Source organism: Kribbella sp. C-35, from assembly GCF_046549195.1.
Classification (GTDB): Bacteria; Actinomycetota; Actinomycetes; order Propionibacteriales; family Kribbellaceae; genus Kribbella.
In genome coordinates this window covers 60926-85881 of record NZ_JAJPWG010000005.1, presented here as the reverse complement: position 1 = coordinate 85881, position 24956 = coordinate 60926, and the positions used below count along the sequence as shown (strand labels likewise).

Genomic DNA, 24956 nt, shown 5'->3' with positions numbered 1-24956 from the left:
CCGGCATCGCCGAGGAGAGAAAGCATGGTCGACTACGAGACCAAGGCGCCAGGCGTCTACATCGAGGAGCAAACGGCTGCCGGGCCGATCACGGGTGTCGGGACAAGTACCGCCGCACTCATCGGCACAGTGGTCGGCAGCGTGCCGACCGCGAACCTCGGTATACCCGTGCCGATCACCAGCTGGACCGAGTACGTCGACCAGTTCGGTGGATTCAAGACCGGGCAGCCGCTGCCATACGCCGTCCGCGGGTTCTTCGACAACGGCGGTACGACGGCCTACATCGTCCCGGTAAAGGACATCAAGGACTCCGGCGGGATGACGGCGGCGCTCGACAGCCTGACCAGGGTGCGGGATGCGAGCCTTGTGTGCGCACCGGGCGCAGTCGACTCCGGCATCCAGGGCTCGATCCTTACGCACTGCGAGGCGATGGCCAACCGATTCGCGATCCTCGACGGCGCCAACGACACTGCCCCACTCAAGCCTGACGGGCCGTTGCAAACCCAGCGCGGTGCGTTGCTCTCCAAGGGTGGCTGGGGCGGTCTGTACTGGCCGTGGATCGTCGTCGACGATCCGGCGCCGACGCCGTCGGCGACAGCTCTCGTGCCGCCGTCGGGCCACGTGGCGGGGATCATGGCTCGCTGCGACGCCACCGTCGGTGTGCACAAGGCGCCGGCGAACCAGGTGGTCCGAGGCGCCCGGGACGTCTCGTACCTGTTGAACGACACCGAACAGGGGTCGCTGAACCACGCGAACATCAACGCCGTCAGGGTGTTCCCCGGCCGGCCTCCATTGCTGTGGGGCGCGCGCACCCTCACTGACGGGACGGCCTGGCGGTACGTGAACGTGCGGCGGCTGGTTGCCTTCCTGGAGGCGTCTCTGCTGGACGGATTGCGTTGGGCAGTGTTCGAACCCAACACCACCGGTCTGTGGAAGAGCCTCGATCTGACCGTGACGGAGTTCCTGACCCGGGTGTGGCAGTCCGGCGCGCTGTTCGGCCGGACGGCGAAGGAAGCCTTCTACGTGCGGATCGACGAGGAGCTCAACCCCGCGGCGGTGCGGGCCGCCGGACAGGTGGTCATCGAGATCGGGGTGGCGCCGACCCGGCCGGCGGAGTTCGTCGTCGTCCGGATCGGGCTGTGGGACGACGGCTCCCGGACCACCGAAAGCTAGCTGCGAGCAGACGTACGCCCCGGCCTGCACGGTCCGGGACCGGAGGAGATGGCGATGGCACAGACAGGACAACTCGTAGACCCGTACCGGAACTTCAACTTCCTGGTGCAGATCGACGGGATCACGCAGGCCGGCTTCAGCGAGTGCAGCGGTCTGTCGTCGACGACGGAGGTCGTCGAGTACCGCGAGGGCGGCGACAACACGACGGTGCACAAGTTGCCCGGCAAGACGGCGTACGGCGACATCACGCTCAAGTGGGGGATCACCGACAACCTCGACCTGTGGAACTGGCGGCAGCAGATTATCGACGGCCAGGTGGTGCGCAAGCACGGCACGCTGGTCCTCTTCGACTTCGACGCGAGCACCGAGCGGGCCCGGTGGAACTTCATCCGCGCCTGGCCGACGAAGTGCGAGCTGCCGTCGTTCTCGGCCAAGGGCAACGAGGTAGCGATCGAGACGCTGACGCTCGCGCACGAAGGGCTGACGCGAGCGTGACACCCCTCGTCACCGAGGTCGAGTTCGAGCTGCCGAAAGGGTATGTCGACGCGACCGGCACCGTGCACCGGACCGGTGTGATGCGCCTGGCGACGGCCGCGGACGAGATCTACCCGCTCAAGGATCCCAGGGTTCGCAACTGGCCGGCGTACCTCGTCGTCCTCGTGCTCTCGCGGGTGGTGACCAAGCTGGGCAGTCTGCCGGAGGTTCATGCCGGCGTGGTCGAAGGGCTCTTCTCCGAGGATCTGGCGTTTCTGCAGGACCTCTACAACCGGTTGAACGGGCTTACTGCGACGCAGATGGCAGTGACCTGCCCGCAATGCGGCGCCGAGCACGTCGTCGAGGTGGTGCCGTTGGGGGGATGACCGGCTACCCCGTGGACCGGGTTCACCACGAGGTCGCCTTCCTCGGACGCCAAGTCCACTGGACCCTCGAGGAGCTGCTCGGCCTCGACCACGCGCAGCGGCTGCGCTGGGTTGGTGAGGTCAGCGCGCAGCTGGCGGATGAGGGCTGAGCCGGATCGGGAAGCGACGCCGGCGCCGACATTGAGAGGAGGACCGCAATGGACGATGCATCGCCTGAGGACGACCGACGAGCGTCTGGTCCATCGCCGTGGCCCACGCTCGGCCGGCAATTGGATGCCGAGGCTCGTGCGTGGATCGCCGGCTACGTGCCCGGTCTGGCCTGGGCAAGGTCGTTCGCTGTCCTCGTGCGGCGGGTCGAAAAGCTCGCCGAGATGTCGGGCGAGCGCTTCGAGCGCGTCGAACAACACCCGCACACGGACATCGCCGCGCGCGACCTGCGGTCTTCGGGCGGCGCGATGCAGCAGCCTGCGGGTCTGGTGGCCCGTCCACTTGAGCGCTTTGAGGAGTACGGCGAGGGGCGGCACCAGGAGAGCGAAGTACGCGAAGTTCCGTCCTCGGTGCGGTCTCGATTGCGCGGACTCGCAGGACCTGCCGCTGAAGCCATGCAGGTACACGTCGGCCGCGACGCCGACTCGATCGCGCGTGCAGCGGACGCGGACGCCGTGACGGTTGGCCGCGACGTCCATGTCCGCCAAGACCGGTATGCGCCGCAACGGGAGGACGGAGTCGCGCTGCTCGCGCACGAGGCCACCCACGTAGCTGCCCTGCTCGACCCCGGCAAGGGTTGGAGGCGTGCCGTCGGCACGGGTGCCGAAGAGCGACTGGCTCGGGACCATGAACGCCACGTCCTACGCGGTTCGGCGGACCAGCCGACGCGGCCGAGGACGGGGCGGGCGCCTAGCGATGACGGCAGGCACACGGACTCAGGCACACGGCTGGCAGGCGCCACCACCGGTATTGCGCCGCTGAGCCTCGCGGCGGGGCCGGGTGTGCCGAGGCAAGCAGCCGCGATGCCGTCGGCCGTCATGCCGGCGGCGGTGCACGCCACGGCACCGCATGCCGCCCGTGCGGCGACCGACCGGGACCTGGACGGTCCGCCGGCCGTGGATCTCGAGTCGTTGCGCCGGGGTGTGGTGGCGGACGTGATGCGCCAGATCATGAGCGAGTACGAGCGAGGTGGCTGACATGAGCGAGCCGAGCGTCTTCACCGGCCAGTTGGCCGCAGTCGCCTCGCCGACCCGCGCCCTCGCCAAGGCGACGATCATCAACACCTTCACGCACGAGACCCACTCGGTGATGTACAACCCCGAGGAGGTGAAGCTCGAGCAGGGCAACACCTTCGCAGAGGTGGGCATCCCGGGCCTGAGCACCCCACCGGTGCAGTACGTCCGCGGCAAGGCCAGAACCCTGTCGATGGAGCTGTTCTTCGACACGTATGAGACGGGCGAGGACGTCCGTACCTTCACAGCCCCGGTCGTCCAGCTGCTCGACAAGGATCCGAACGAGCAGGCGCCACCGATTCTGCTGTTCTCGTTGGGACGGTTGCAGTTCCAATGCGTCCTGGTTGACGCCGGCCAGCGCTACACGATGTTCCTGCCCGACGGTACTCCGGTGCGCAGCAGCCTGTCCGTCCGCTTCCAGGAGTACGTGCGCCTCGAGGTCGACGTCCATCAGGGCGTGTTCTTCGGCTCGCCGACTGTGTCAGCGGCCGCGAACGCCGTGGGCGCGATGATCGGCGTCACCACCGCGCTGCACGTGACGAGCACCAGCGACACCCTCGCCGGTCTGGCCGCGGCCTACCTCGGAGATCCAGCCCTGTGGCGCGAGATCGCCCGCGCCAACAAGATCGACGACCCCCTCGGCGTACCGCCGGGAACGACGCTCATGATCCCGCCGCGCGGACGCGCGGCCGGTACCGGCGCCGGGGGGCGGGTGCCATGACGCAGCCGTTCTACGCGCCACGCTTCGAGATCGTGCTGTCCGGCGTCACCCTGGGCGCGGACCTCACCGAGCAGATCGTCAGCCTGACCGTCGAAACCGACCTGGACATGGCAGGCACCTTCTCGCTCGTACTGCGGAACCCGGACAACACGCTGCTCGACTCCGCCCTCCTGGACATCGGCAAGACGGTCGAGATCCACCTCGGGTACGGCAACGACCTCCGACCTGCGTTCCTCGGCGAGGTGGCCTCCGTCGCGCCGAGCTTCCCGCAGGATGGCCCGCCTACGATCCAGGTGACTGGTTACGACAAGTCGTACAAGCTCCGGCGCAACCAGCCGAAACCGACGACGTACGGCCTCACCAGTCCCAGCGTGATCGCGGCCCGGATCGCCGTCGAGAACGGCCTCATCCCGTTGGTGGACCCCACGCCGCCGCTGCTCGAATCCCTGTCCCAGACCGACAGTGATTTCACCCTGCTGAAGTCGCTGGCCAAGCGGCACTACTTCGACGTCTACGTGGAATGGGACAGACTGCACTTCCAGTTCCCCCGGCCCCAGCTGGCCGCCGAGGTTCTCCAGTGGGGCAAGAACCTGTCGGGCTTCACCGCCCGCATTTCGGGCGCCGGCGTGGCCGGCCTCCAGGTGGTCCGCGGATACAACCAGGAACTCGCGCAGAGCATCTACGCCGCTGCGATCGCGGCGGACCTCGACACCGACAACCTGCTCGAACGCCTGGGCAGCTCGGCCGTGGACCTGCTCAGCTCCCTGGTTCGTGAGGGGATCCGGGACCACACCATCGCGAGCTCGTTCAGCGCGGTGGAGATCGCGCGCTCGGTGCTCGCCGACCTGCTGGAGGGGATGTACGAGGGAGACGGGTCGTGCGTCGGTCTGCCGGACCTGACGGCCGGCAAGTACGTAGAGATCCAGGGAGTCGGCAAGCGGTTCTCCGGCACATACCGGGCCCGCAAGGTCACCCACACGATCGACTCGGGAGGATTTCGCACCAGCTTCTCGATCTCCCAGCGCGGACAGTCGAGTCTGCTCGGCCTGCTGCGGAAGAAGGCCGTCGACGTGCGTGGGCCTGAGCACGCGGAGAAGTTCTACGGCGTCATGGTTGCCGAGGTCATCGACAACATGGAGCTGACGGCCGCCCCGCCCGTGACACCTCTGGGCAGGGTGAGGCTGCGGCTGACCGAGTTGTCGGACGAGACGGAGACCGGATGGGCGCCTTGCGTCCAGCCCGGCGCCGGCTCCGGCAGTGGGCACTACTGGCTGCCCGCCTCCGGTGATCAGGTGCTCGTCGCCTTCAAAGGCGGCGACCTCTCGCAGCCCTACGTCCTCGGCGGCCTGTGGAACGCGAAGCAGTTGCCGCCGGAGAAGAATCCCAGCAAGCGCGTCATCAGGACTCCTGCCGGACACATCGTCACCTTCGACGATTCGGACGACTCGCGGTCGGTGACGATCCAGGACACCAAGGGCAGCAAGGTGGTGCTGGACTCGCGGGACGGCGCTGTCACGATCGCGTCGGCCGGCAGCCTCACGATCAGTGCCAAAGGCAACATCTCGATCTCCGGCGACGGCAACCTGACCTTGTCGGCCAAGCAGGAGCTTCATCTCGAAGCCGCCGACGGCACAACCAAGATCGCGATGACGGCGGCCTCGGTGGATGTCACGTGAGCGGGCGGACGAGGGGGCGGCGATGAATGAGGCGGTGTACGGGCGCGGGCTCAGCCATCCGTTCCGGCTGGGTGTGGCCGGACTCGGCGAGTCCGCCGGATCACCCAAGGTCGAGGAGTCGATCCGAATCATCCTCGGCACGCAGTACGGGGAACGGGTCATGCGGCCCACGTTCGGCTGCAACCTGAGCACGCTCGCCTTCGCACCGAACAACGCTGCCACCGCCGGTCTCGCGCGCTACTACGTCGCGGAGGGGCTGGCCCGGTGGGAGCCGCGGATCGAGGTGCTCGACATCGTCGTCGAGAACGCCAACCGCGCGGCCCAGCTGCTCATCACGGTCACCTACCGGCTGCGCGCCACCCAGGACGTGCACAACCTCGTCTACCCCTTCTACCTGGAGCCGACATCATGACGTTCGATGCGCAGCGTGGACGTATCGAGCCGCCGGACCTCGACGACCGGACCTGGCAGGACCTGGTCAACGAGATGCGGGCGCTGATCCCGAAGTACGCGCCGACCTGGACCGACCACAACCCGAGCGACCTCGGCATCACGCTCATCGAGCTCTTCGCTTGGCTGACCGAAAGCGTTCTGTACCGGCTGAACCAGGTGCCAGAGAAGAACTACGTTGCCTTCCTCAACCTTCTGGGGATCACCCGCGACCCGCCGACACCGGCCCACACGTATCTCACGTTCAGCAGCGATGCCGTACCGGTGGACATCGCGGCCGGAGCTCAGGCCGAGACCGCGGCGACCGAGGGCCGACCCGGCATCGTCTTCGAGACCGACGAGCCGGTGCGGGTCCTGCCCGTGCATCTCGACACCGCGCTGCAGATCGGTCCCTTCGACAACGGTGCCGCGACAGCGACGTACGGCGATGTGACGACGGCGCTGGCCGGGTCGCCGGCGGCCAAGATGCTCGTTACTCTCCCGGCGGGCAAGACCGTACAGCTGTGCTTCGGCCTGGACGCGAAGCCGGCAGAGGCTGCCAGGCTGGGCATCCGGCTGTACCGACCGCTGCCGCCGGGGGTCGCCGTCACCTGGGCGTACTCGACGGCGGCCGTGGAGCCGATCGCGTGGACACAGGCTGCGGCCAGCGAACTCACGGATGGGACCCTGTTCCTGCCACCCGGCGGCGGTCCGGCGCTGGCACTGGGTCAGGACGGGGCTGTGGTCCTGACACCGCCCGCGGCCTGGTCCGCGCAGCGCGCCGCACCAACGTCCGACGGCCCGCCGACGCCGACCTGGAGTGCGGTCAGCGCCGCGAGTCCTGCGGACGCCAACAACAGCCCGCGTTTCTGGCTGGGACTGCGGCTCGTGAACAGCGGCACAACCCAATCCGCCGTCGGCATCGACCGGGTGCTGTTCAACGCCGCCCATGCGTCCACCGCATTGACCCTGCGGGTGCCGGAGGACCTGGGGGTGAGTGACGGTACGCCGTTCCAGACCTTCCAGCTGCGTTACCGGCCGCTCTACCGGGCGCCGGACCCGCGTGCGCCGTACGGGCACCTCGTCGTGGAGGTCGGCACGGGTACGCCGCCGGTGTGGCAGGCCTGGAGTGCCGTCGAGGACCTCAAGGCCGGACCGGGTGACGTGTACCGGGTCGATCCCGTTGTGGGCGAGATCTCGTTCGGCAACTACGACCCGCAGGCAAGGGAGGGGAGCGGTGCCATCCCTGCTGCGGGCTGCCGGATCCGGGCCGCCTACCGCTACGTTGCTTCCGGCGGAGCCGGGAACGTAGCGGCCCGCCAAGTGGTACAGCCGGGGACGACGCTGGTCGGCGAGAAGCTCTCCGCGGTGAAGTCGGTGACAAACCTGGGTCCGGCCGCCGATGGCTCGGACGAGGAGGCCGTCGCCGACACACTGCGCCGGGCGCCACGCGAGCTGAAGACGCGGGATCGAGCTGTGACGGCGGAGGACTACGAGATCCTTGCCGGCGAGCCCAACAAGAGCGTCGTCATCGCGGCCTGCCTGCTGCCACGGATGCAGCTGCTAGACCAGTTGCCGGCCTGGAAAGCCGGTGATCCATGGACGTTCGCCGGCGTGGTGCGCGCGCCGGGAAACGTCACTGTCGTCGTCGTGCCCGACCAGGGCGACTCGGTCCCGCGGCCGACTCCGACTCCGGAGCTCGTCGACGAGGTGCGCGGCTACCTCGACCAGCGCCGCGACATCGGCGTACAGCTGCAGGTCACCGGACCTCGGTACCTGCCGATCATCGTGCAGGCCCAGGTGGTGATCTGGAAGGAGGCAGCGGCCGCGGGGGCGAAGACGGAAGACGTCAAGGCCGACACCCTCGCCCGGATCGCCACCTTCCTGCATCCGGCGCGCGGCGGCCCGGACGGCATCGGATGGCAGGTCGGCCAGAACGTGTACACCTCCGACCTGTTCCAGGCGATCATACCGGCCCGGGACCTCGGCTACATCTCGACGCTGCAGGTGAAGCCGGATATTCCGGCGTACCACTATCCGCCGCTGAACCCGACCGGGACCGATGGCAACTACAACCAGACGTTGGAGCGACCGTTCGCGCTGTCCGGGTTCGGGGCCTCGGTCCGCCTCGCCGACTACGAGCTGGTCTGCGCAGCTACAGGCAAGCACGACGTCCAGCTCCAGGTTTCGGACAGCTGAGCGCGGCGGGAGGACGCGACATGGAACAGAGCTCCTATCTTCGTTACCTGCCGCCGGCGCTGTGGCGGGACACCGGCCCGCCCGACGGCATCAGGCTGGGCGAGTGGCTGCGCATCGTCGAGAAGGTGCTCACCGGGATAAACGACGACGTCCGGCTCGATCACGGGGACCATGCTCACGACGCCGTGGCCGACGTGGTCGCCGGCACCGACCGCCTGTTCGATGCCTGGAAGACGCCGGAGAAGTTCTTGCCGTACCTTGCCTCGTGGGTTGGCTTAGACCTGCCGACCCTGCGCGGCGAGCCGCTGTGGGACGAGTACCAGCGCAGACGGGTCACGGCCTCGATTGCCGCCGTCTATCGCCGCCGGGGGCTGAAGGGCGGATTGCTGGACCATCTGGCTCTCCACACGCTGGGACCGGCCAGGCCCCGAGTGGCCATCGATGACGGGAGCCGGGTGCTCGTCACCAGGCCACGACCGGACCTGCTCGCGCCGGTCAATGTGATGGTTAGCCAGGGGCCCGTACTGCGTGGTTCGACCGTCGTGACCGAAGGACTGATACGTCCGTGGTGCATCGCCCGTGGTGGCGGGGGAGACCTGTTCGTGGGCGACGTCGGCCTGCCGACGGCAGTTCCGTTGCCACTGCGGCCACGGGTGTGGCGGCTCACTTCGTCCGGTGACTACACGTACACCGGCGCCCCGCCGAAGCCGCGGCCCGTCGCCCCCGACACCCAGTTCCGGCAGGTGGTCGGCGTCGCGGTGAGACCGCCACGCGGCGCGCAGCCGGAGACGCTCTACATCCTCGACGTGCGTGGAACGCTCACCGCCGTTGCCGCGCCGTACGACGCTCCCACCGCGACACAGGTCACCACGCTGGCCGTCGGCGCCAACCTGTTCGCACCGGTGGCACTGGCGGTCGACGTCAACGGCGACCTGCTCGTGCTCGACCGTGGAGACGGCCCTGGCACACCCAACCCACCGAAGATCGTCACCATCACGCCGACCCCGCTGTCGGTCACGCGACACGCGCTGACGACCGTGCTGGAACCGCTGTCTCTGCTGGTCCGTCCCGACGCGACATTGGTGATCGGGGACGGGCGCGAGCAGGAGGGTCTCGGCCCCGGACTGCTCAACGGCAATCTCGTCGTGGTCGACCGGACGAACGCCGCGGCGTGGGCGGAGTCCCTACTGCTGCCGACGGCCAATCCTCTGGTCGCGCCCACCGCGGTGACCCATACCCGGGGCGGCGCTCTGCATGTCCTGGATGTCGGGATCAAGCCGTTCCGGCAGCTCGACCAGGACGCGTTCGTCCGGGCGGTGTGCGACAGCGCGGCTGTCTACCAGGTCGATCCAGAGGCCGCGACGCCGCAAGCGGTGCGGGTCAGCGTGGCAGGGCACATGGTCTTCCCGACCGGGATGGTTGCCGCTGACGACCGGCTCGTCATCTGCGATCCCGGCCAGCCGGAGGCGCCCGGCGTCACCCCGATCTGGCCGCGGCTGCGCCCGTACCGGTTCGACGTCGTCGTCCACTTCCTCGAGAGCGGGCTGCCGATCGACCAAGAGGAGCGGGCTGCGACCGAGAGCCAGGTCCTGGCGATCGTCAGCAGTGTCGTGGAGGACAACCGCCCCGCTCACACCGAATGGGGCCGGATCACCGCGAACTGACGACGTCGGCCCAGCAGGCACAGCATTTTAGGACGGAAGGGAACCAGCATGAGACTGCGTCGAACGTACTACGGGGTGCTCGACACGGGACCCGTCCGCGGCGGCAGTACACAACGCGGTGAGAGTCTGACCGACGTCGACGGATACCTGCTGCCGATGGAGCGGACCACGCTCGGTGCGCTGCTCGAGCCAGGCGTCGCGGACGGCCTGCAAGTGAGTGCGGTGCAGGGGCAGCCGGGGCTGACGATCGCGCCGGGAGTGGCCGTCGACGGTCTCGGCCGGGTCGCCGCCCTCGTCGTGGACGGCACGGCCGTCATCGACCAGACTCTGCCGGCCGATCAACAGACGAATGTGCCGATGGTCGATGTCACCGTGGACGGGGTCGCCCTTCCGACGGACGGTAGCAGCGGCGACTTCGTGCTCTCGATCGTTCCTCGGGAAGTCTGGGTCACCGCGAATCTGGGGCAAGTGCCTGAGATCGACCACGCACCTTGGCTGCACCTGGAGCCGGCGGCGGCGTGGACCGAGAACGAGCACAGTGTTGCACTCGCGACGGTCATGCTGGACGCGAACGGCGCGGTCACCGCGCTGGTTGCTGATCGCCGTCGCCTAGCGCTCGCGGTCACCGACACCGTGACCCGCCACCCAACTGCTGCGAGCGGAATCTCCGCGCTCACTGTTGGCCAGGCCATTGGTAGCCGGCCGAGGTCGCTTCCCGACGGCAGCCTCGAGCTGGAACGCACCGCCCCGGACGGCACAGTCAGCGCCGGCCTCACCGTGGACGGACCAACCGGACAGGTGCGGGTGGCGGACGGCCTGACCGTGGCCGGTGATCTCGATGTAGCAGGGACGGTCGTCGTGGCGGGGACCTTCGAGACGACGGGTGGTCTCGACGTCGCCGGCAAACTCGTCGTCGAGCCATCCGGGGACGTGGCGATCGGGTTGGGTTCCGCCGTACCGTCACGGGTCCTGCACGTCGAGGGATCAGAGGTGCATAGCGGCGGGACAGGCGGAGGGTTCTCGTTCGCGGACCGCCAGGCCGGCGCCTTCGTCGAAAGCCCGGCCGCGGGACAGCGCTGGGTCTGGTACGCCGCGGGTGGCACCGCCAGATTGTGGTCGGGGACCGACCAGCTCACCGTCGGAGCGCCTGCTGAAGGTGGCGGGCTCGACGTCGCGCGCCGGATGCGGGTACGTCAGGGGGGTGACGCGTCAGCGGGGATCTGGCTTCACCAGAACGGATCCGGGGACGCCGCGTTCCTTGGGATGTCCGACGACAGGCACGCGGGGATCTGGGGCCGGGGCGCGGGTTTCGCGTTGGTCATGGATGTGGGCGACGGCCGGGTCTCGGCCAGAGGGCCGCTCGATGTCGGTGCGGGCGGGCGGGCCGACCTGCGTGTGACAGGCGACGTGTACGTCGGTGCGGGCGGCAACGGCGTACTGACAGCCCGGCACGTCAACGGCAAGGCAGTGGGCAGCGACGGGGCGGACGACCTCTTCCTCAACTGGGCGACGGGCCGCAGCGTCCACGTCGGCGGGGCTGCCGCGGCGACCTTCGCGGTGCACGGCGACGGCGTGGTCGACGGGAACCTGCGTGTCAGGGGCGCGCCCGCAGTACCAGCCTGGTCCGGTGGCGGAGTCGTGACCTTCGACCTGTTCTCGACGGGTGGCATCTACGTGGGCCAGGACGTGGACAATCCGAGGACCGCCATCTACGCGAACGGAACGAAGGCGTTCGTCATCGACCATCCGCTGGACCCCGAGAACCGGACGCTGCAGCACGTCTGCATCGAAGGCCCGGAGGCGGCGGTCTTCTACCGCGGGTCCGGTCGGCTCGTCGACGGCCGCGCCGAGGTGGTTCTTCCGGAGTACTTCGAGGCGCTGGTCCTCCCCGAAGAGCGCACAGTCATGCTCACAGCCCTCTGCGACGACGACGAAGCAGTCGCTGTCCTGGCCGCCTCGCCGGTGCGTCGCGGCCGGTTCACGGTACGGGCGGCGGACGGGCGCAATCCCTCTCAACGCTTCTGGTGGGAGGTCAAGGGTGTGCGGGCGGACGTCGAACCGCTGGCCGTCGTGACCGAGAAGTCCGGCCGCACGCTGGTCGCGGCAGGCTGACAATCGGAAAGGAGCGAACGATCATGACAGATACGACGCAGGACGCTGCGATGCGGGAGAAGGCGCAGTCACGGCTGTCGGAACTGCAGCGCGAGTACGAGGTGGGACAACGACGCCTCCAGGAGTTCATGGCCCAGGAGGTGACGCTGCGCGAGACCTTGCTGCGGATCAGCGGGGCGATCCAGGTGCTCGAGGAACTGACCGGACGCCCACCTGGCGAACAGGCAACCGTCGGCGCCGCCAGTGACGTGGCGGACGGCCCGGCGGCCGCCGGCTCGGTGCTGAAGGTCGGCTGATGGCAGAGTCGGTTGTCGTCGAGGGCGGAACGATTGATTGCGGCCACTCCGGGAGGATCAGCCTGGTCCACGTCTCAACGCGCCTCACCGTCCGCAACAAGGGCGTGCTCCTACTGGAGCAGGAGAAGAACCTGCCATTCCTGCCTGCAGCACCGCCGACATCCCCCTTGCCGCTGCAGTGCACGCACGTGACGACGAGTCAGGTCCCGTTGCCGGCTCCCTGCATCACCAAGGCCGCCTCATCGGGGGTGGCCACCAAGTTGACGGTCGGCAAAGCGGCAGTGTTGCTGCGTTTGGCCGGGGGCGCGACCACCACGCCGGTCGCGAATGCCGTCCCGCCGACGGACAGCACGTGGAAGGTCTCCGCCGCCGGGCAGAGCCGGCTCACTGCGGTCTGATCCGGCGACCCAGGTCCACGAGGAAAGGTCCTACCGTGAGTGTCACCCCGATGGTCCGTACGCAGTACTGGAACCTGTCCACGAACACGATTCGCAGCGGCTCGACGAATCACGGCGAGAGCTTTACGGACGTGGAGAGCGGGCTATTGCCCTTGTCCAGGACGACCGAGTCGAGCCTGCATTCCTGGGGTGTCGCGGATGGCCTGGCCGTGTCGGCGGTGCTGGATACGGCGGGTCTCACCGTGGCACCCGGCGCTGGTCTGGACTCGCTGGGCCGGATCGTCGCACTGGCGGTCGGAGGTGTGGCCATCGTGGATCCGGCGGTCGATCCGGGCCAGATGGTCAACGTGCCGACAGTGCCCGTCGGAGACAGCGGTCTGATCGTGCCGACCGACTCGGCCGGGCCAGGCACTCTGCTGCTGACGATCGCTTTCCGCGAGGTGCAGGATCAAGGGCTGCTCTTCAACGCTCCACTGCTCGTTCACACGCCGTGGCTGCGGTTGCTGGCGCCGGACGACGTACCGGACGACGGACGCATCCTCGTCCTGGCGTCCGTGACTCTGGGGCCCGGCGGCGTCGCGACCGCACTGGATGCCGATCGGCGTCACCTGGCCGGCCTGCCGGCGGGCCGGCTCGAGCTGCGCAGTCCGGTCGCCACGGGCGGTCCAGCACCCGACGTGACGCAGCAAGAAGGCGCTGCGCTCAGCATCCCCGCCGATGGCGGCCTCCTGCTCAGTGCTCGCTCCGACGGCTCGGACGTCCCCCTGCTGTCTGTGGACGGTGCCCTTGCTTCGCTGTCGCTGCTTTCCGGAGGGGGACGCGTGTCGGTCGCTTCTCCCGGACCCGCGCGTACGACGCTGCACGTCGAGGGAGAGCCGGTGCACAGCGGCGGCACGCGCGGCGGGTTCTCGTTCGCCGACCGGGCAGTCGGCTCCTATGTCGACGTTCCGGCGGCGGGGGAGCGCTGGGAGTGGTACGCGTCGGCCGGCGCGGCCCGGCTGTGGTCCGGTACCGACGTACTCAGTATCGACATGACCAACAAGCGGCTGACCCTGCCGGGCGGACAGTTGGCGATCAGCGTTGCGGGGGACCCGCAGCGCATTGTCCACGTGGAGGGCAGCGAGGTACACAGCGGCGGCCCGGCCGGCGGGTTCTCGTTCGCGGACCGGGCCGTCGGCACCTTCGTCGAGTCTCCGTCTGCAGGACAGCGTTGGGTGTGGTACTCCGAGGGTGGAAGCGCCAAGCTCTGGTCCGGGCGAGACCTGCTCACCGTGACTCCGACGACGAACGGCGGTGTGGAGTTCGGCCGGCCCGACGCGCCGGCGACGCTCTCGCTGTTCGGTTCGCGGATCTTCGACGTCGGCGGGGGAGTCCTGGCAATCCAGTCCGGTGGGGCGGTCGTGGCGTTCAACGGCGGGGACGCCGTCGGCATCGGCACCACGAGTCCCGGCGGGCAGCTAGGGGTCGAATCGATCGGTACGGCAATCGTCGCCACGAACTCGCAGGACGGTCCGTTCAGATCCGCCGTACAGGCGAGCGGAATGACGGGTGTGTTCGCCCAGGGTCGCAGGACCGGCGTGTTCACCAGCGGAGGTTCGGTGGGCTTGGTCGCAACCGGGCCGACCGCGGGACAGTTCTTCGGCGACGTCGACGTGACCGGCACCCTGCACAAGGGCGGGGGAGGCTTCCGGATCGATCATCCGCTCGACCCCGCGAACGCCTACCTCTCACACTCCTTCGTGGAGTCGCCGGAGATGCTCAACGTGTACCGGGGGACCGTGACGACGGACCTCGACGGCGACGCAACCGTCGAGTTGCCGGCGTACGTCGAGGCGCTGAACGGCGATTTGAGCTATCACCTGACGGTGGTTGGCGGTGCGAGTACCGTCGGTGTGACGCAACCGCTGGAGAACAACAGGTTCAGCCTGCACACCGAACTACCCGGCGCAGGCGTGTGCTGGCTGGTGTTCGGCGTACGCCAGGATGCATGGGCGCAGGCACACCGGATCCAGGTGGAGGAACCCAAGCCTGACCAAGACCGTGGACGCTACCTGCACCCGGACCTGTTCGGCGACGGCGCGGCACGGGTGCTCCTGGACCCAGAGCACGAGGCCATGCTCGCTGGCGGATTCCCGGTCGGAGACTGACCGGAAACAAGGAGGTCGAAACCGCTGCTCGCCGAGAAGCTCTCCGAACTTCGCGTCGATCGCCTTCCGGGCGCGCTCGTACGCCACCCGGAGTGCGGTGAACCGCGGATTCCTGCCGATCTGCGATCGCGATGTGGTGCGGTCGGCCTGCCAGGTCACGTGGGCCATCGGCCGCCCAGTGGTCATGTCAACCGCCAAATCATTCACCGGTGCGAGCACCGGATGATCCTTCGCCAACTCCTGGACGTTGGTCACCGCCATGGCCGTTCTCCCTGGAGCAGCCCGCTGGAGTTGCTGATGGGTGCTGCGGTTCAGGTTCTGCACCTGCCTCGTCTGGTCGCCTGCGACGAGGCAACTTGGTGGGCATATCTAACTGTTGGACAGGTCCCGATCCATGTCAGTGATCACCCAGGGCTGCTCAGAAGCCTTGATCGAGTCTGGCGAGTTCAGCAGCCATCCGATCGCCGTCCGCATCGAGCAGAGCCGCCAGCCCCTCTCCGGCCGTACGCGAGATCCGCCGCCCCGTGAAGACCGGCCAGACCGTCCTCGACTCGCCGGAATCCTTGCTGGTCAGGCCATAGCCGAGCTGCGTTTCGGTGTCACCCGACTGAAGCGCCGTCTCGACCGACTCCGCCATCACGAAGCCACCGCCTGTCGGCCGGGTTTCGTCGGTCACCTCCCGAAACGTCTTCCGGACCACCTCGCGTTCGAGTACGTCGAGCTGGTAGCTGCGGGAGGCCCTCCGCTCGTCGACCCTCACCTTCGCCTCCTCGTGCCTATCGGCCGACTTCCGCCCCTTCTTCACCCCAGCGCCCAGCTTGATCTCGACAATCTTTTTGATCGGGATCTTCACACCGACCTCCGCCCCGGCCGAATAGTCCGTATACAACTCGACGGACACCGAGTCGCTGGTCTGTTGCCGGGTCGCGGCGATCAACGCGAACGCCATCGAGAATGTCTTCCGCGCCGGTCCGGTAGGCAGGATCTCGGTCTGGAACTCCTCCACCCTCGAGGTCGGGCCGAAGCTCGGGCCGAGCGTATGGCCGCGGTTGTCCAGCAGCTTCCGTTCGCCGCGCTGATGGCGCTCGGTTCGGGCCCGCACACCCTCGACTGCCTGCGCTACCTTCGCTCGGTAGACCGTTTTGGCCCTGCCCTCGAAGAAGCGTATCGTCGCCTCGATCTCGTCGCGAAGGTCTACGCTAACTGTGCCTGTTCGCAGCTGCACCGCGTGCCGCCCGCCGACCCGTTCGGCATCCGCGACGCTGTTGGCCCGCATCGTCGTCACGAGCAGCGGCGGAATCACTCCAACGCCCGGCGCCTGGGCCGGTGCATTGCGGCGTACCTCCCGCAGCACGTCACGATCCTTGATCGCAGAGTCGATTACGGCATGGAAGGCATCGCGGGCCGGGACGGTGAAGTACGAGCCCGCTTGCCGCAGGACCTCGTGGTCGTCGTCGGTCATGGTGCCGGCCTGGATCCGGCCGGCCAGAGCAGCGGCCAATCGGCGGGCACCGGCCGTGTCGCCAGGGCCGGACCCAAAGACGACGACCGTGGGGATGCGAGCCGGTGCGCCCGCCTTGGCCTGCCGGTGCAGCGCCGGGGCGACCTCGGCGAGGGCAGGAGGCTGTCTGCCGGCGGTTCCGGCGTCCGCGGCGCGGCGGGCACTGAGTTCGGCCCGGCTGTCATTGCGGCCCACCGGGAGAAGCAGCGCCTCTTCCATGATGCGGCGGCCCCGCGCCTGGACCGTGTGTGAAAGCTCGTGGGCCAGCAGCGCCTGTCCGCCGGCCGTGCCTGGCCGATACTCGCCTGCATTGAAGTACACGTCCTGGCCAACTGCGAAGGCCCGTGCATGCAGCCGCTCGGCCAACTGGACGGCTTCGCTACCGATGTGCACCCGGACATGGTCAACGTTCTTCCCCAGACGTGATCCGATCACTGCCGCGACCACGGGATCCAGCACCTGGCCGCGGGAACTGAGGTCGAGGTGCGCTGCGTCCGCTCCGTCGGCAAGCAGTTCGCCGGCTACCTGATTTCCCACGATTCGCTGAAGATTCCACACGGCGGGAACGGCGCCGCTGGGTACCGCCCGGCCGTGTGGGACCGGCGTCCCTGCCGACCGTGCGCGCCCGGCGACCACCCTCGACATCGATCGGTTCATGACGCCTCCTGCGCTCCTTTCATTAGCGCAGCGCCTCACGACGGCCGTCAAGCGGATCGACGACATCTCGGCGGTCGGATCCCGAGGTCTCGGGCGCGAGATTCGTTTCCACTCGGTCATGGGTTTCAACCCAAAGCCCCCGAACGGCCGCTGCGACCATCATTCACCACCGGTCCGGCACAGCGCACGGCAGCGTATGCAGTTAGCCCATCAAGCGCGGCCTTAGCGGCGGAGTCCGCCGCGGGACACGCACCTGAACCGCACCGCCCGGCCCTGCATCTGGGCCGGGATCAAACGTCAGCGGCGCGTGGACGCACGAGCAAGCCGGCCGGTTCTGCCGTAGGCGCCTGCGAGTGGTACAGCGCTCCTCGGGACATTGAACTCCGCGAACAAGATCCGCTACCGCAGTGGCCGGGTCGAGGTTGCATCTGAAGGGCAGATCCCAGATCGGCCAAGCGGTTGCCACGACCTCGCGGGCGCCGGCCAAGCCTTATGGGGAGTACCGTGCGTACCGCGCTCTCGGCCGCGTCGTCGACGAGGACCCGTCGCTCCTGACCAAAGACCTTTCAGCTGAGCTCGGGGCAAGGCTGTCGAGGATCTCAGCGAGCTCGGATCGTGCACAATTCCTTCGCCGACTGCTCCGTCGATCGGGAATCAGTTGATCGCGTACCGCTCTGTCGTCAGTCCGGTGCGCGACGGTCGAGTGTCGCTCGAGGTACGCCGAGTCCTTGTGCACCGGGATCAGGCACAACGGTTGTCCGCGCTCATGATCAGTCACGCAGCCTGACTGAGCCGAGTAGGTGGCATCCTGTGCCCGGCAGCCAGTGAGTTGTCCAGCGCCGGGGACGCACGTAGAACCTTGAACGCTGCACGGGGCGCTTTGCCCCGGCGCCGCAGCCCGCTGTCGGCCGTGTTGCGGTGGCCTGTTCCTGGCGGGACACGCACCTTAGCCACACGCCTCGACCTTGACTTGGATCACGACACTGCCCGCCGAACCCATGACTACTGAGTTCCACTGACCACGCCGCGTGCAGCCATTGGCGGCGACCGCGATACCCAGCTTCGATTCTCCATTGTCGCAGCCAGGAGTTCGCGGTGGGAAGTACCGCCACGTCCGCGCCCTGATCAACTCGCAAGACCTTGATCCACATAGCCCCTCGGCCGGCCGCGCGCTTCCATCCGCGGCCCGCGAGTGACGGCACGACGGGCTGCGAATGCCGGTCGGATCGCCGCGTTCAGCTGAGGTTCGGTTCGACCCCGACCAGGCCGAACTTGCAGGCGTTCAGCAGGTTCCAACGGCCCTTCGGGCTCAGGCTGGTCTTGTGGCTCCCGCCGCCTTGAAGCTCTGGGACACAGCCCGCGCCCTGGATGCTGATCTGAGCCATCCACAGCGCCGCCTTCCGGACCGCCGCCGCGTCGACCTTGTGCGTGGGCGTCGCCGTGTCCCACACGGCCAGGGTCCATTCGTTCGGTCCGAATTTCGCCGAGACGTCGTTCAGTGCGTTGGACGAGCACAACACGCGGCCCCGGATCGGTTGCTCGACTGCGCTGTGATGCGGGTCGTAGGCGATCGCGTTGACCCCGGGGCTCGTAATGGGGACTGAGATGTCCCAGTTGAAGCCGTTGCCGGTGATGTCGGTGGTCATGGTCTCGACGTGGACTCTGTAGCCCACGCTGTGGGAGTTGGTCTCCCCGATGATGTTGTTACAGGGGTTGGCGGAGTCCCCGATGCTCACCAGGTCCGTGACCGTCTCCGGCGCGCTCACCTTCACGTCGATCCGGGCCTTGTAGCCCTGTTTGCTCGTCAGAGTGACCGTCGCGGTTCCGTAGGGCTGTTCGGCCGCCGTCGCCTCGGTCGGGCACACGAACTTGCCATCAGCATCCTGCGTGGCACCCGGGCAGGACAGCGACGAAGGTGTGGCGGTGGCCGGCGTCGGCGTGGACACGGTGGGCGCGCTGTACGTGCCCGGGACTCCTCCGGGAGTCGACGCCTGGTCGTCTGAGCGGGAGCCGCAGGCCGCCAAGAGTGCGCACAACGCCCCCACGCCAACAGCGGTCATGGTCTTGCGAATCATGCGGGAACCTTCCGGATCGGTGATCGGGCCGAGCGGGCACGACATCACCACTCAAGACCTGCCTACGCTCCGGTCTGATACCGGTTGTGCGCAACCGGGTCGGTCGCGCACAACTCCCGTTCCTCGGGTAACCGAGACCCATACGGTGGCCGAGGGCGAGCGCTGTCGCTGACAGCTTCGCTCACTCTTCACGCGCCGAAACGGAGTTGGAATGGACTTAGTGGTTGGCTTCCTCGTCGCCTGGGCAGCCGGCAAAGCCCGCCGGGTGTTGAAGATCGTCGACGGGTTGACCGACAACGCGCTGGACGCGGTCGGCGAGCGAATCTGGAACGTAGTGGAGCCCAAGCTGGGTCTCGATCCGGCGATCCAGCGGCTCACTGCTGAGGCTCGCGCGACCGGTGAAGCGACGAGTGAGGTTCGCGTTGCCGCAGCGCAGAGTCTTGCGACCGCGGCTGCGGCCGACCTGCAGTTCAGGGCCGCGCTCCAGGCCGCGATGCCGTCGCTCGGGCACTCTGCTCCTGCATCGCGGAACATCGGTGTCTCCATGGGCAACGCGAACACGATCCACGGCGGCGTCAAGGTCGACCAGAGTCAGAAGATCGTCAACAAGATCCGGCAGAACCCCGTCTACGCGGTAGTGGCAGTGGTGGCCCTTGTGCTCGTGGCCTGGGGACTCTGGTCAACCCTCGGCGGCCATCCCAAGTCCGACGCGAGCACGGTGGTAGGAAACTGGACGGCCTCCGACGGCACGGGCGCCAAGTCCTTCAGCTCAGACGGTCAGTGCGACGGCGTCTTCTACAACCAGGGCAAGCCGCTCGACATCGGCGGGCCGATGACCTGCGCCCTCTCGGCGAAGCCGGACAGCAACGGCCTCTACACCCTCCGGGTGACCCAGAGCATGAACAGTGCCACCTACAAACTCCGCTTCGACTCGACCGACCACGTTGCGGTTTTCGACTCGTCCGGCCGGAAGCTGTACGAGCTCGACCGCTTCTGACAGCGCGCGCCACTACGGCGACGCGGCAGATGACAACGTCGCACAGGCCCTGCGACCGTCACTGATCGAGCGCGCCGGGGATAACTGTGGCGTTGCGGTCGGCATCGGGACCTGCTGTCGTTGAGGTATGCGGATTCGGCACTGGCTGGCGTGGACGCTTCGCACCTGCCGCCAACTGGACCCCGATCGTCGATTCAGGAGCCGGACGTCGCTTGCCCGGGCTTGGCCGGACGGTGAGCACATCAGCCCTGTTCACGTCTCGACGATTCAGCGATGGGAGACCGGGCACCTGCCCGTGCCACGGGAGGCGCTCGTACGTTACGAGCAACTGCTGGGGCTGCAGACTGGTCGCCTGACCACAGTGTCGGACTTTCTCCGAGGCCTTACGCCTCAACTCCGCGCTTCTGTCTCCGGAAGCGATCTGCAGCAGTTACCGGACGACAGCCGCCGCGTCGGCGAACTGCTTGATCGGACAACGACCGACGCGATCGTGTCCGGCAGCGAGTGGGACGAGCTGACCCGTATTTTGATGCGTTGGCCCGGAGCCATGCTGCCGATGACCATGTGGGAAGCGACGGCCCAGCGCCTACTTCTCGAGCTGCTGGCCGCCGATGGCATCGCCTGGGCCCAGCGCTACGAGGCGTTTGCCAGATTGGTCAACCATCCGGCCGGCGGTCCGCCGACGATCGATGCCTGCGCGTCCGCGGCTGCTCTTCGCAACCACCAGGCGATGGCCTCGACGGTAGCAGCGCTGGGCAGCAGTGATCACCAGGACTCGATCAGGGCGATGGTCGGTCAAGTCCACCACCCTACCAACGATCGTGCACTCGACGGGGCGATCGCCGGCCTCGCCGAAGCGGTGTGGCGTGGGCAGCTGCAGGCCGCACAGCGAGTACGAGTGATGGACGTGCTGCGGCCGCTGTCCGGATCCGGTGACGAGCTGGACTCGCGGTCGACCCGGATCTTGCGCAGACTCTCTGACGGCACGCACAAACCGTTGCTGCCGGATCCACTTCCTCCACCTGAAGATCCGCGGCGACAGGTGACCGATCGGGTGGTCCTCCGAACGCTCACTCAGCTCAACGACCCCGACTTCGGCGACATCGAAGAGCTCACCGAACTCGTCCACTGCCTCCTGTTCCATCCGCTCCAGGACAGTCAGCTCGCCGCCGCCTTCACGGTCTCGGCGACTCCCTGCCAAACCTCGCTGGCGGCCGCTCTTCGTGCAGAGCTCATGCTGCCCAATACCTTGACCGGTTCGACTCGCTGGAGTACCACGATTCTCATGGCCCTCGGCTTCATCGGGGGCGAACCGGAGCTCCGGCTGGCCGAGCGGATCGTGCTGGCCCGCGGCATACCATCCGAAACCCAGCGCATTGCCGCGTTCGCACTCGCTCACCTCGGGACCGGCACTCCCACCGAGTGGTGGCGTGGCGCGATCAACCAACGGCTGAGCCTTCTCACCGCGAACCCCGACCGCCAGGATGATGTCGAGATCCTGCGCAATCTGATCTACAGCGCCGCGATCACCGGCCGTCGTGAAGCACTGGAACAGGTCCGCTCCGACCCGCGCACCACGGTCGATCCCCGCGCAGCGGCTACATGGTGGCTGGCACTGCCCAACCATCTCCTCATCAGCGCCAGGACCTAGGCCGCGTCATTGTGATCTGGCGGAACAAGTGCGCTGCTCATTGAGTCGCTGACTTCCTGTTCATGGTTGCTGGAGATATGGACTGCTCGAGTTAACCAGTTTCCGTGGACGAGGCCTTGGCAGGGCGCGGCGGAGCAGTGCATAGTTCGTGAAGCGCCTCGTGGGCTATGTCCATCGTCGCGCCAATTGTTGTGGGGGATGGATGATTGCCAGATATTGCCTGGAATTCGCAGTCGCTCGGCGCAGTCATGCGATTGATTGCCTGAGTACACGGTCCGAACGGGTGAGTTTGTGCTGACCGGAGGCAGCAGCCTGACGAGCCGGACCCGCGGACATCCCGCGACCAAGCAAGGTTTCGTCCTTCGAGCCAGTCCCTTGTGTCCGGATGCGGCTGCGTGTTGAACGGCTGGCCCCTGGCATCGATCGTTCTCACATATGGGGGAGTGAAACGGTGATTGAGGATCAGGTCTTGGTTGAGGCTGCCTGCGCGATCCGGCCGTATCTCATTGAGTTGTTGGGGGACGACGCGAGCAAGGTCGATGCAGAATTGTCGGCACTGCTCGAGGTCGAGTCCGGACACGTGGGGGAGGTCGAGCCGCTGCGTCGTGTGCTCGAACGAGATGAGGCCACCAGGGAGTGGCTTCTGGAGTTCCTGGACGACCCCGCGCATGTGCCGCCTGATCTGCAGGCGGTGCGATCGTCCGGTGTCCAGTTCCCGGACGGGAACCCGGTCCGCGCGGTTCGGTACCGGTGTCCGGAGGCCGATCACTACGTGTGGTACCGGCGCACTGTGACTGAGCGCGTGGCTGAATGCCCGGATCACGCGTGCACTCTCGTTTCGCCGTGAGGGGTAGCCGTGCTTGAGAAGTTCTGGGACGGCCTGGCGACGAAGCTGGCCGACCGCTGGGCCGCGATATCCGGACCCGCACTGGCGTTCTGGCTCGTCGTGGGGGGCGCGTGGGCGACCGGCCATGGAGGGCTGGCTCGCCTCAGCGCGAGGATCGACTCGCTCGATAACCACAGCGTGTTGCTGCAAGCCGTGATCCTCGTCGTCGGTCTGCTGGCTGCGGCCGGATCGATGCTTCTGGTCGAGCGAGTCACGAAGCTTGTCGTCCCGCTGCTGATGGGCAGTTGGCCCCGGTGGACGGGGTGGTTTCGGCGGCTTCTGGCGCGACGGTTTCGGAACCGCGCCGCGGCGTTGGACTCTGAATGGCAGTTGGCTGTCGATCGCGTGTACGGGTCCAGCTCTCCCGCGGATCAGGACGAGCGCCGGATGGTCGAGTTGGATCGGCTCAGGCGGCGGTATCCCGCAAAGCTCCAGCAGGTCATGCCGACGCGCGTCGGTAACATGCTTCGTGCGTCGGAGAGCCGGCCGTACGAGAAGTACGGTTTGGAGGCTTCGGTCGTTTGGCCGCGATTGTGGACGGTGCTTCCGGAGTCGACGAAGAAAGAGCTGAGCACATCGTGGGGCCAGATCGGCACCAGCGTGAGTGTGATGGTTTGGTCCGTGTTGTTGGTGCCCTTCAGCCTGTGGACTCCGCTGGTACTGATTGCCGCGGGCGTCGGTCTGCTCTTCGGTTATCTGTCCCTGCCGGATCGCGTCGAATCGTTCGGTGATCTGCTCGAGTCGGCGTTCGACGTCCATCGTGGCGATCTCTACGTCAAACTGCGTTGGCCGTTGCCGAAGCAGATCGAGGACGAAACGAAGCTTGGCCTCGCCCTGACGGAGTTTCTGTTTCGAGGTACCACAGCGGAGCCCATTACCTTCGTCGACCACGGCGGTGGGGACTCGTGAGTGGCGATTACGATCACTTGATCCTGAGCGAAACGGTCGCGTCCGCGCTGATGGTCGCCGCGACAGAACGTAGGGCAGGCGGAGAACTTCGGACGGGCCTGGTCCTCGATGCATTGTCTCGCGTCGACACGCTCGGCGACTGGAGCCGGATCTGGCTGCACAGCGGCACGCCCGCTGCCATCGGGTTGAGCGACGTGGCCGACGATGCGGAGTCGCAGGATGCTGTGACGTTCCGCTCGCGCTCGACCTGGCGGGGAGTGCCGCTATCGGCCGCAATGAAGGCCTGCATGGACCTCCTGGCAGAGTTGGTCGACACGTACCACATGGTTCCCGTTCAGCCGGGCGCGCTGGCCCTCGCGCTCGTCGCAGTGCCGTCCGGTGGCGCGGCGCAGGCTCTGCTGACCAGTGGAGAGACCACTCGCGACGAACTGATTAACATCATCCAGTCAGATCTACTGGGCACGAGCCTGTCTGGGCTGCCTTCGGTCCTGGCTGGGGCCGGCGAAGGGGCGGCGCTGGTCAACGAACTGCCGTTGCACCGCGCGACCGCGCAGGCTCATCCACGGTCGCCGGACGACATCGACCTTCTCCTTGCCAGTGCGTCCGCACCAGAAGTCGAGAAGGTACTGGCGAGAGCCAACGTCGACAGCGAACTGATCGGTTTGATCGCCGAGCTGGCCAGAGCTTTTGGTAGCCGTCCGGCCGCCGAGGCGGTCAGCACCGTCGAGGAACGCTCGGATCGGCGGCCGGCAACAGATCTCGACGTGTTCGTCGAGGTGGCCGGACGACCGTCTGCGGCGCTCGAGCGTGCCCTGGGCATCTTCGGAGTGAGCGGCGCCGAGTTGGCGGTGGACGCGCGGCTCGAAGCGTACGCCGACGACCGGGTCGCCCGATCAAGAGCTGAGCGGCTCTCGAGCGTCATCAACCTGGTCGCGATGACGGCGGTGTTCGGCCTCCTGATCTGGCACGCAGTCGGCCCAGGGGCGTGGTGGGAGCTGTTCCTGATTCCGCTGGTGTTCACCGGTCCACCGTCCTCGCCGTCGATCATTTCGTTGGTCAGTGCGGTCGTCTTCTGGCTTCTTGCGGGACCTCTGGTGGGTGGCGCGAAGCTGGTCGAGACGGCAATCAGCTACTGGCGCTCGCGCGCCGAGCGACGTGACCTCTTGAGTCGAACCGGCATATGGCTGACAGAAACCGAGCACAACGCGCTGGAGAAACGTCGGAGAGGCCGCGGTGAGGCAATCTTGGCGACCAAGACGGCGAGCCTTCTGAGTTGGCGTCTGCGCCGCCTCGAGCGGGCTGCGGCCAAGGCAGCAGCCCGGCACACGAGCAGCGCGGACGTGCCATGAACGAGAGACAACGGCGCCGCGCGCAATGGACCAGCC

At 67.5% G+C, this 24956-nt stretch carries 21 protein-coding genes; 19 read left to right on the top strand and 2 right to left on the bottom strand.

Going from position 1 to position 24956, the window contains the following annotated elements; all coding sequences use genetic code 11:
* The first annotated feature begins 24 nt into the window (after positions 1-24).
* The 14 genes from ACLJOO_RS30845 to ACLJOO_RS30780 are packed head-to-tail and all read left to right on the top strand — an operon-like array spanning position 25 to position 14895.
* The gene (locus ACLJOO_RS30845) at positions 25-1173 is read left to right on the top strand and encodes a phage tail sheath family protein (protein ID WP_410791030.1); all 1149 of its coding nucleotides are present in this window, start codon (positions 25-27) and stop codon (positions 1171-1173) included.
* Between the two features lie 54 nt (positions 1174-1227).
* The gene (locus ACLJOO_RS30840) at positions 1228-1668 is read left to right on the top strand and encodes a phage tail protein (protein ID WP_410791028.1); all 441 of its coding nucleotides are present in this window, start codon (positions 1228-1230) and stop codon (positions 1666-1668) included.
* Positions 1665-2033: a hypothetical protein gene (locus ACLJOO_RS30835; RefSeq protein WP_410791027.1), complete on the top strand. Its 369-nt coding sequence runs from the start codon at positions 1665-1667 to the stop codon at positions 2031-2033. The genes ACLJOO_RS30840 and ACLJOO_RS30835 overlap by 4 nt, the downstream gene beginning before the upstream one ends.
* On the top strand, positions 2030-2182 hold the full coding sequence (locus ACLJOO_RS30830; RefSeq protein WP_410791026.1) for a hypothetical protein: 153 nt from the start codon (positions 2030-2032) through the stop codon (positions 2180-2182). The genes ACLJOO_RS30835 and ACLJOO_RS30830 overlap by 4 nt, the downstream gene beginning before the upstream one ends.
* 48 nt (positions 2183-2230) lie before the next feature.
* A complete protein-coding gene (locus ACLJOO_RS30825; RefSeq protein WP_410791025.1) occupies positions 2231-3217 on the top strand; it encodes a DUF4157 domain-containing protein in 987 nt (328 codons plus the stop codon).
* A 1-nt stretch (position 3218) separates the two neighbouring features.
* Complete coding sequence (locus tag ACLJOO_RS30820) at positions 3219-3974, top strand: CIS tube protein (protein WP_410791024.1); 756 nt, start codon at positions 3219-3221, stop codon at positions 3972-3974.
* The gene (locus tag ACLJOO_RS30815) at positions 3971-5650 is read left to right on the top strand and encodes a phage baseplate assembly protein V (RefSeq protein ID WP_410791023.1); all 1680 of its coding nucleotides are present in this window, start codon (positions 3971-3973) and stop codon (positions 5648-5650) included. The genes ACLJOO_RS30820 and ACLJOO_RS30815 overlap by 4 nt, the downstream gene beginning before the upstream one ends.
* Before the next feature lie 22 nt (positions 5651-5672).
* Positions 5673-6062 (top strand): GPW/gp25 family protein, encoded by a 390-nt coding sequence (locus ACLJOO_RS30810; protein ID WP_410791022.1) that lies wholly within the window; start codon positions 5673-5675, stop codon positions 6060-6062.
* Positions 6059-8278 carry a putative baseplate assembly protein gene (locus ACLJOO_RS30805; protein WP_410791020.1) on the top strand — a complete coding sequence of 740 codons (2220 nt, stop codon included), beginning with the start codon at positions 6059-6061 and terminating at the stop codon, positions 8276-8278. Before ACLJOO_RS30810 ends, ACLJOO_RS30805 begins: the two co-directional genes overlap by 4 nt.
* Before the next feature lie 20 nt (positions 8279-8298).
* The gene (locus tag ACLJOO_RS30800) at positions 8299-9942 is read left to right on the top strand and encodes a phage tail protein (RefSeq protein WP_410791019.1); all 1644 of its coding nucleotides are present in this window, start codon (positions 8299-8301) and stop codon (positions 9940-9942) included.
* Positions 9943-9990: 48 nt separating this feature from the next.
* Entirely contained in the window at positions 9991-12054 is a 2064-nt protein-coding gene (locus ACLJOO_RS30795) for a hypothetical protein (protein WP_410791018.1), read from the top strand.
* Positions 12055-12077: 23 nt separating this feature from the next.
* On the top strand, positions 12078-12350 hold the full coding sequence (locus ACLJOO_RS30790) for a hypothetical protein (RefSeq protein ID WP_410791017.1): 273 nt from the start codon (positions 12078-12080) through the stop codon (positions 12348-12350).
* A complete protein-coding gene (locus tag ACLJOO_RS30785; protein ID WP_410791016.1) occupies positions 12350-12748 on the top strand; it encodes a hypothetical protein in 399 nt (132 codons plus the stop codon). The genes ACLJOO_RS30790 and ACLJOO_RS30785 overlap by 1 nt, the downstream gene beginning before the upstream one ends.
* A 35-nt stretch (positions 12749-12783) precedes the next feature.
* On the top strand, positions 12784-14895 hold the full coding sequence (locus ACLJOO_RS30780) for a hypothetical protein (RefSeq protein ID WP_410791015.1): 2112 nt from the start codon (positions 12784-12786) through the stop codon (positions 14893-14895).
* A 418-nt stretch (positions 14896-15313) separates the two neighbouring features.
* Here the strand turns inward: ACLJOO_RS30780 and ACLJOO_RS30775 are convergent, their stop codons facing one another.
* Both ACLJOO_RS30775 and ACLJOO_RS30770 read right to left on the bottom strand, forming a co-directional pair.
* The gene (locus ACLJOO_RS30775) at positions 15314-17053 is read right to left on the bottom strand and encodes a DUF4157 domain-containing protein (protein ID WP_410791014.1); all 1740 of its coding nucleotides are present in this window, start codon (positions 17051-17053) and stop codon (positions 15314-15316) included.
* 1235 nt (positions 17054-18288) lie between these two features.
* Positions 18289-19128 carry a hypothetical protein gene (locus tag ACLJOO_RS30770; RefSeq protein ID WP_410791013.1) on the bottom strand — a complete coding sequence of 280 codons (840 nt, stop codon included), beginning with the start codon at positions 19126-19128 and terminating at the stop codon, positions 18289-18291.
* A gap of 211 nt (positions 19129-19339) precedes the next feature.
* Here ACLJOO_RS30770 and ACLJOO_RS30765 point away from each other — a divergent pair, with 211 nt between their 5' ends.
* From ACLJOO_RS30765 to ACLJOO_RS30745, 5 genes are all read left to right on the top strand, one after another.
* Positions 19340-20125 (top strand): hypothetical protein, encoded by a 786-nt coding sequence (locus tag ACLJOO_RS30765; protein WP_410791012.1) that lies wholly within the window; start codon positions 19340-19342, stop codon positions 20123-20125.
* 361 nt (positions 20126-20486) lie between these two features.
* Entirely contained in the window at positions 20487-21776 is a 1290-nt protein-coding gene (locus ACLJOO_RS30760; protein ID WP_410791011.1) for a hypothetical protein, read from the top strand.
* Positions 21777-22161: 385 nt separating this feature from the next.
* Positions 22162-22623 carry a hypothetical protein gene (locus ACLJOO_RS30755; protein ID WP_410791010.1) on the top strand — a complete coding sequence of 154 codons (462 nt, stop codon included), beginning with the start codon at positions 22162-22164 and terminating at the stop codon, positions 22621-22623.
* A gap of 9 nt (positions 22624-22632) precedes the next feature.
* Positions 22633-23571: a hypothetical protein gene (locus tag ACLJOO_RS30750; protein WP_410791009.1), complete on the top strand. Its 939-nt coding sequence runs from the start codon at positions 22633-22635 to the stop codon at positions 23569-23571.
* Between the two features lie 17 nt (positions 23572-23588).
* Positions 23589-24920 carry a hypothetical protein gene (locus ACLJOO_RS30745; protein WP_410791008.1) on the top strand — a complete coding sequence of 444 codons (1332 nt, stop codon included), beginning with the start codon at positions 23589-23591 and terminating at the stop codon, positions 24918-24920.
* The last annotated feature ends 36 nt before the right edge of the window (positions 24921-24956 follow it).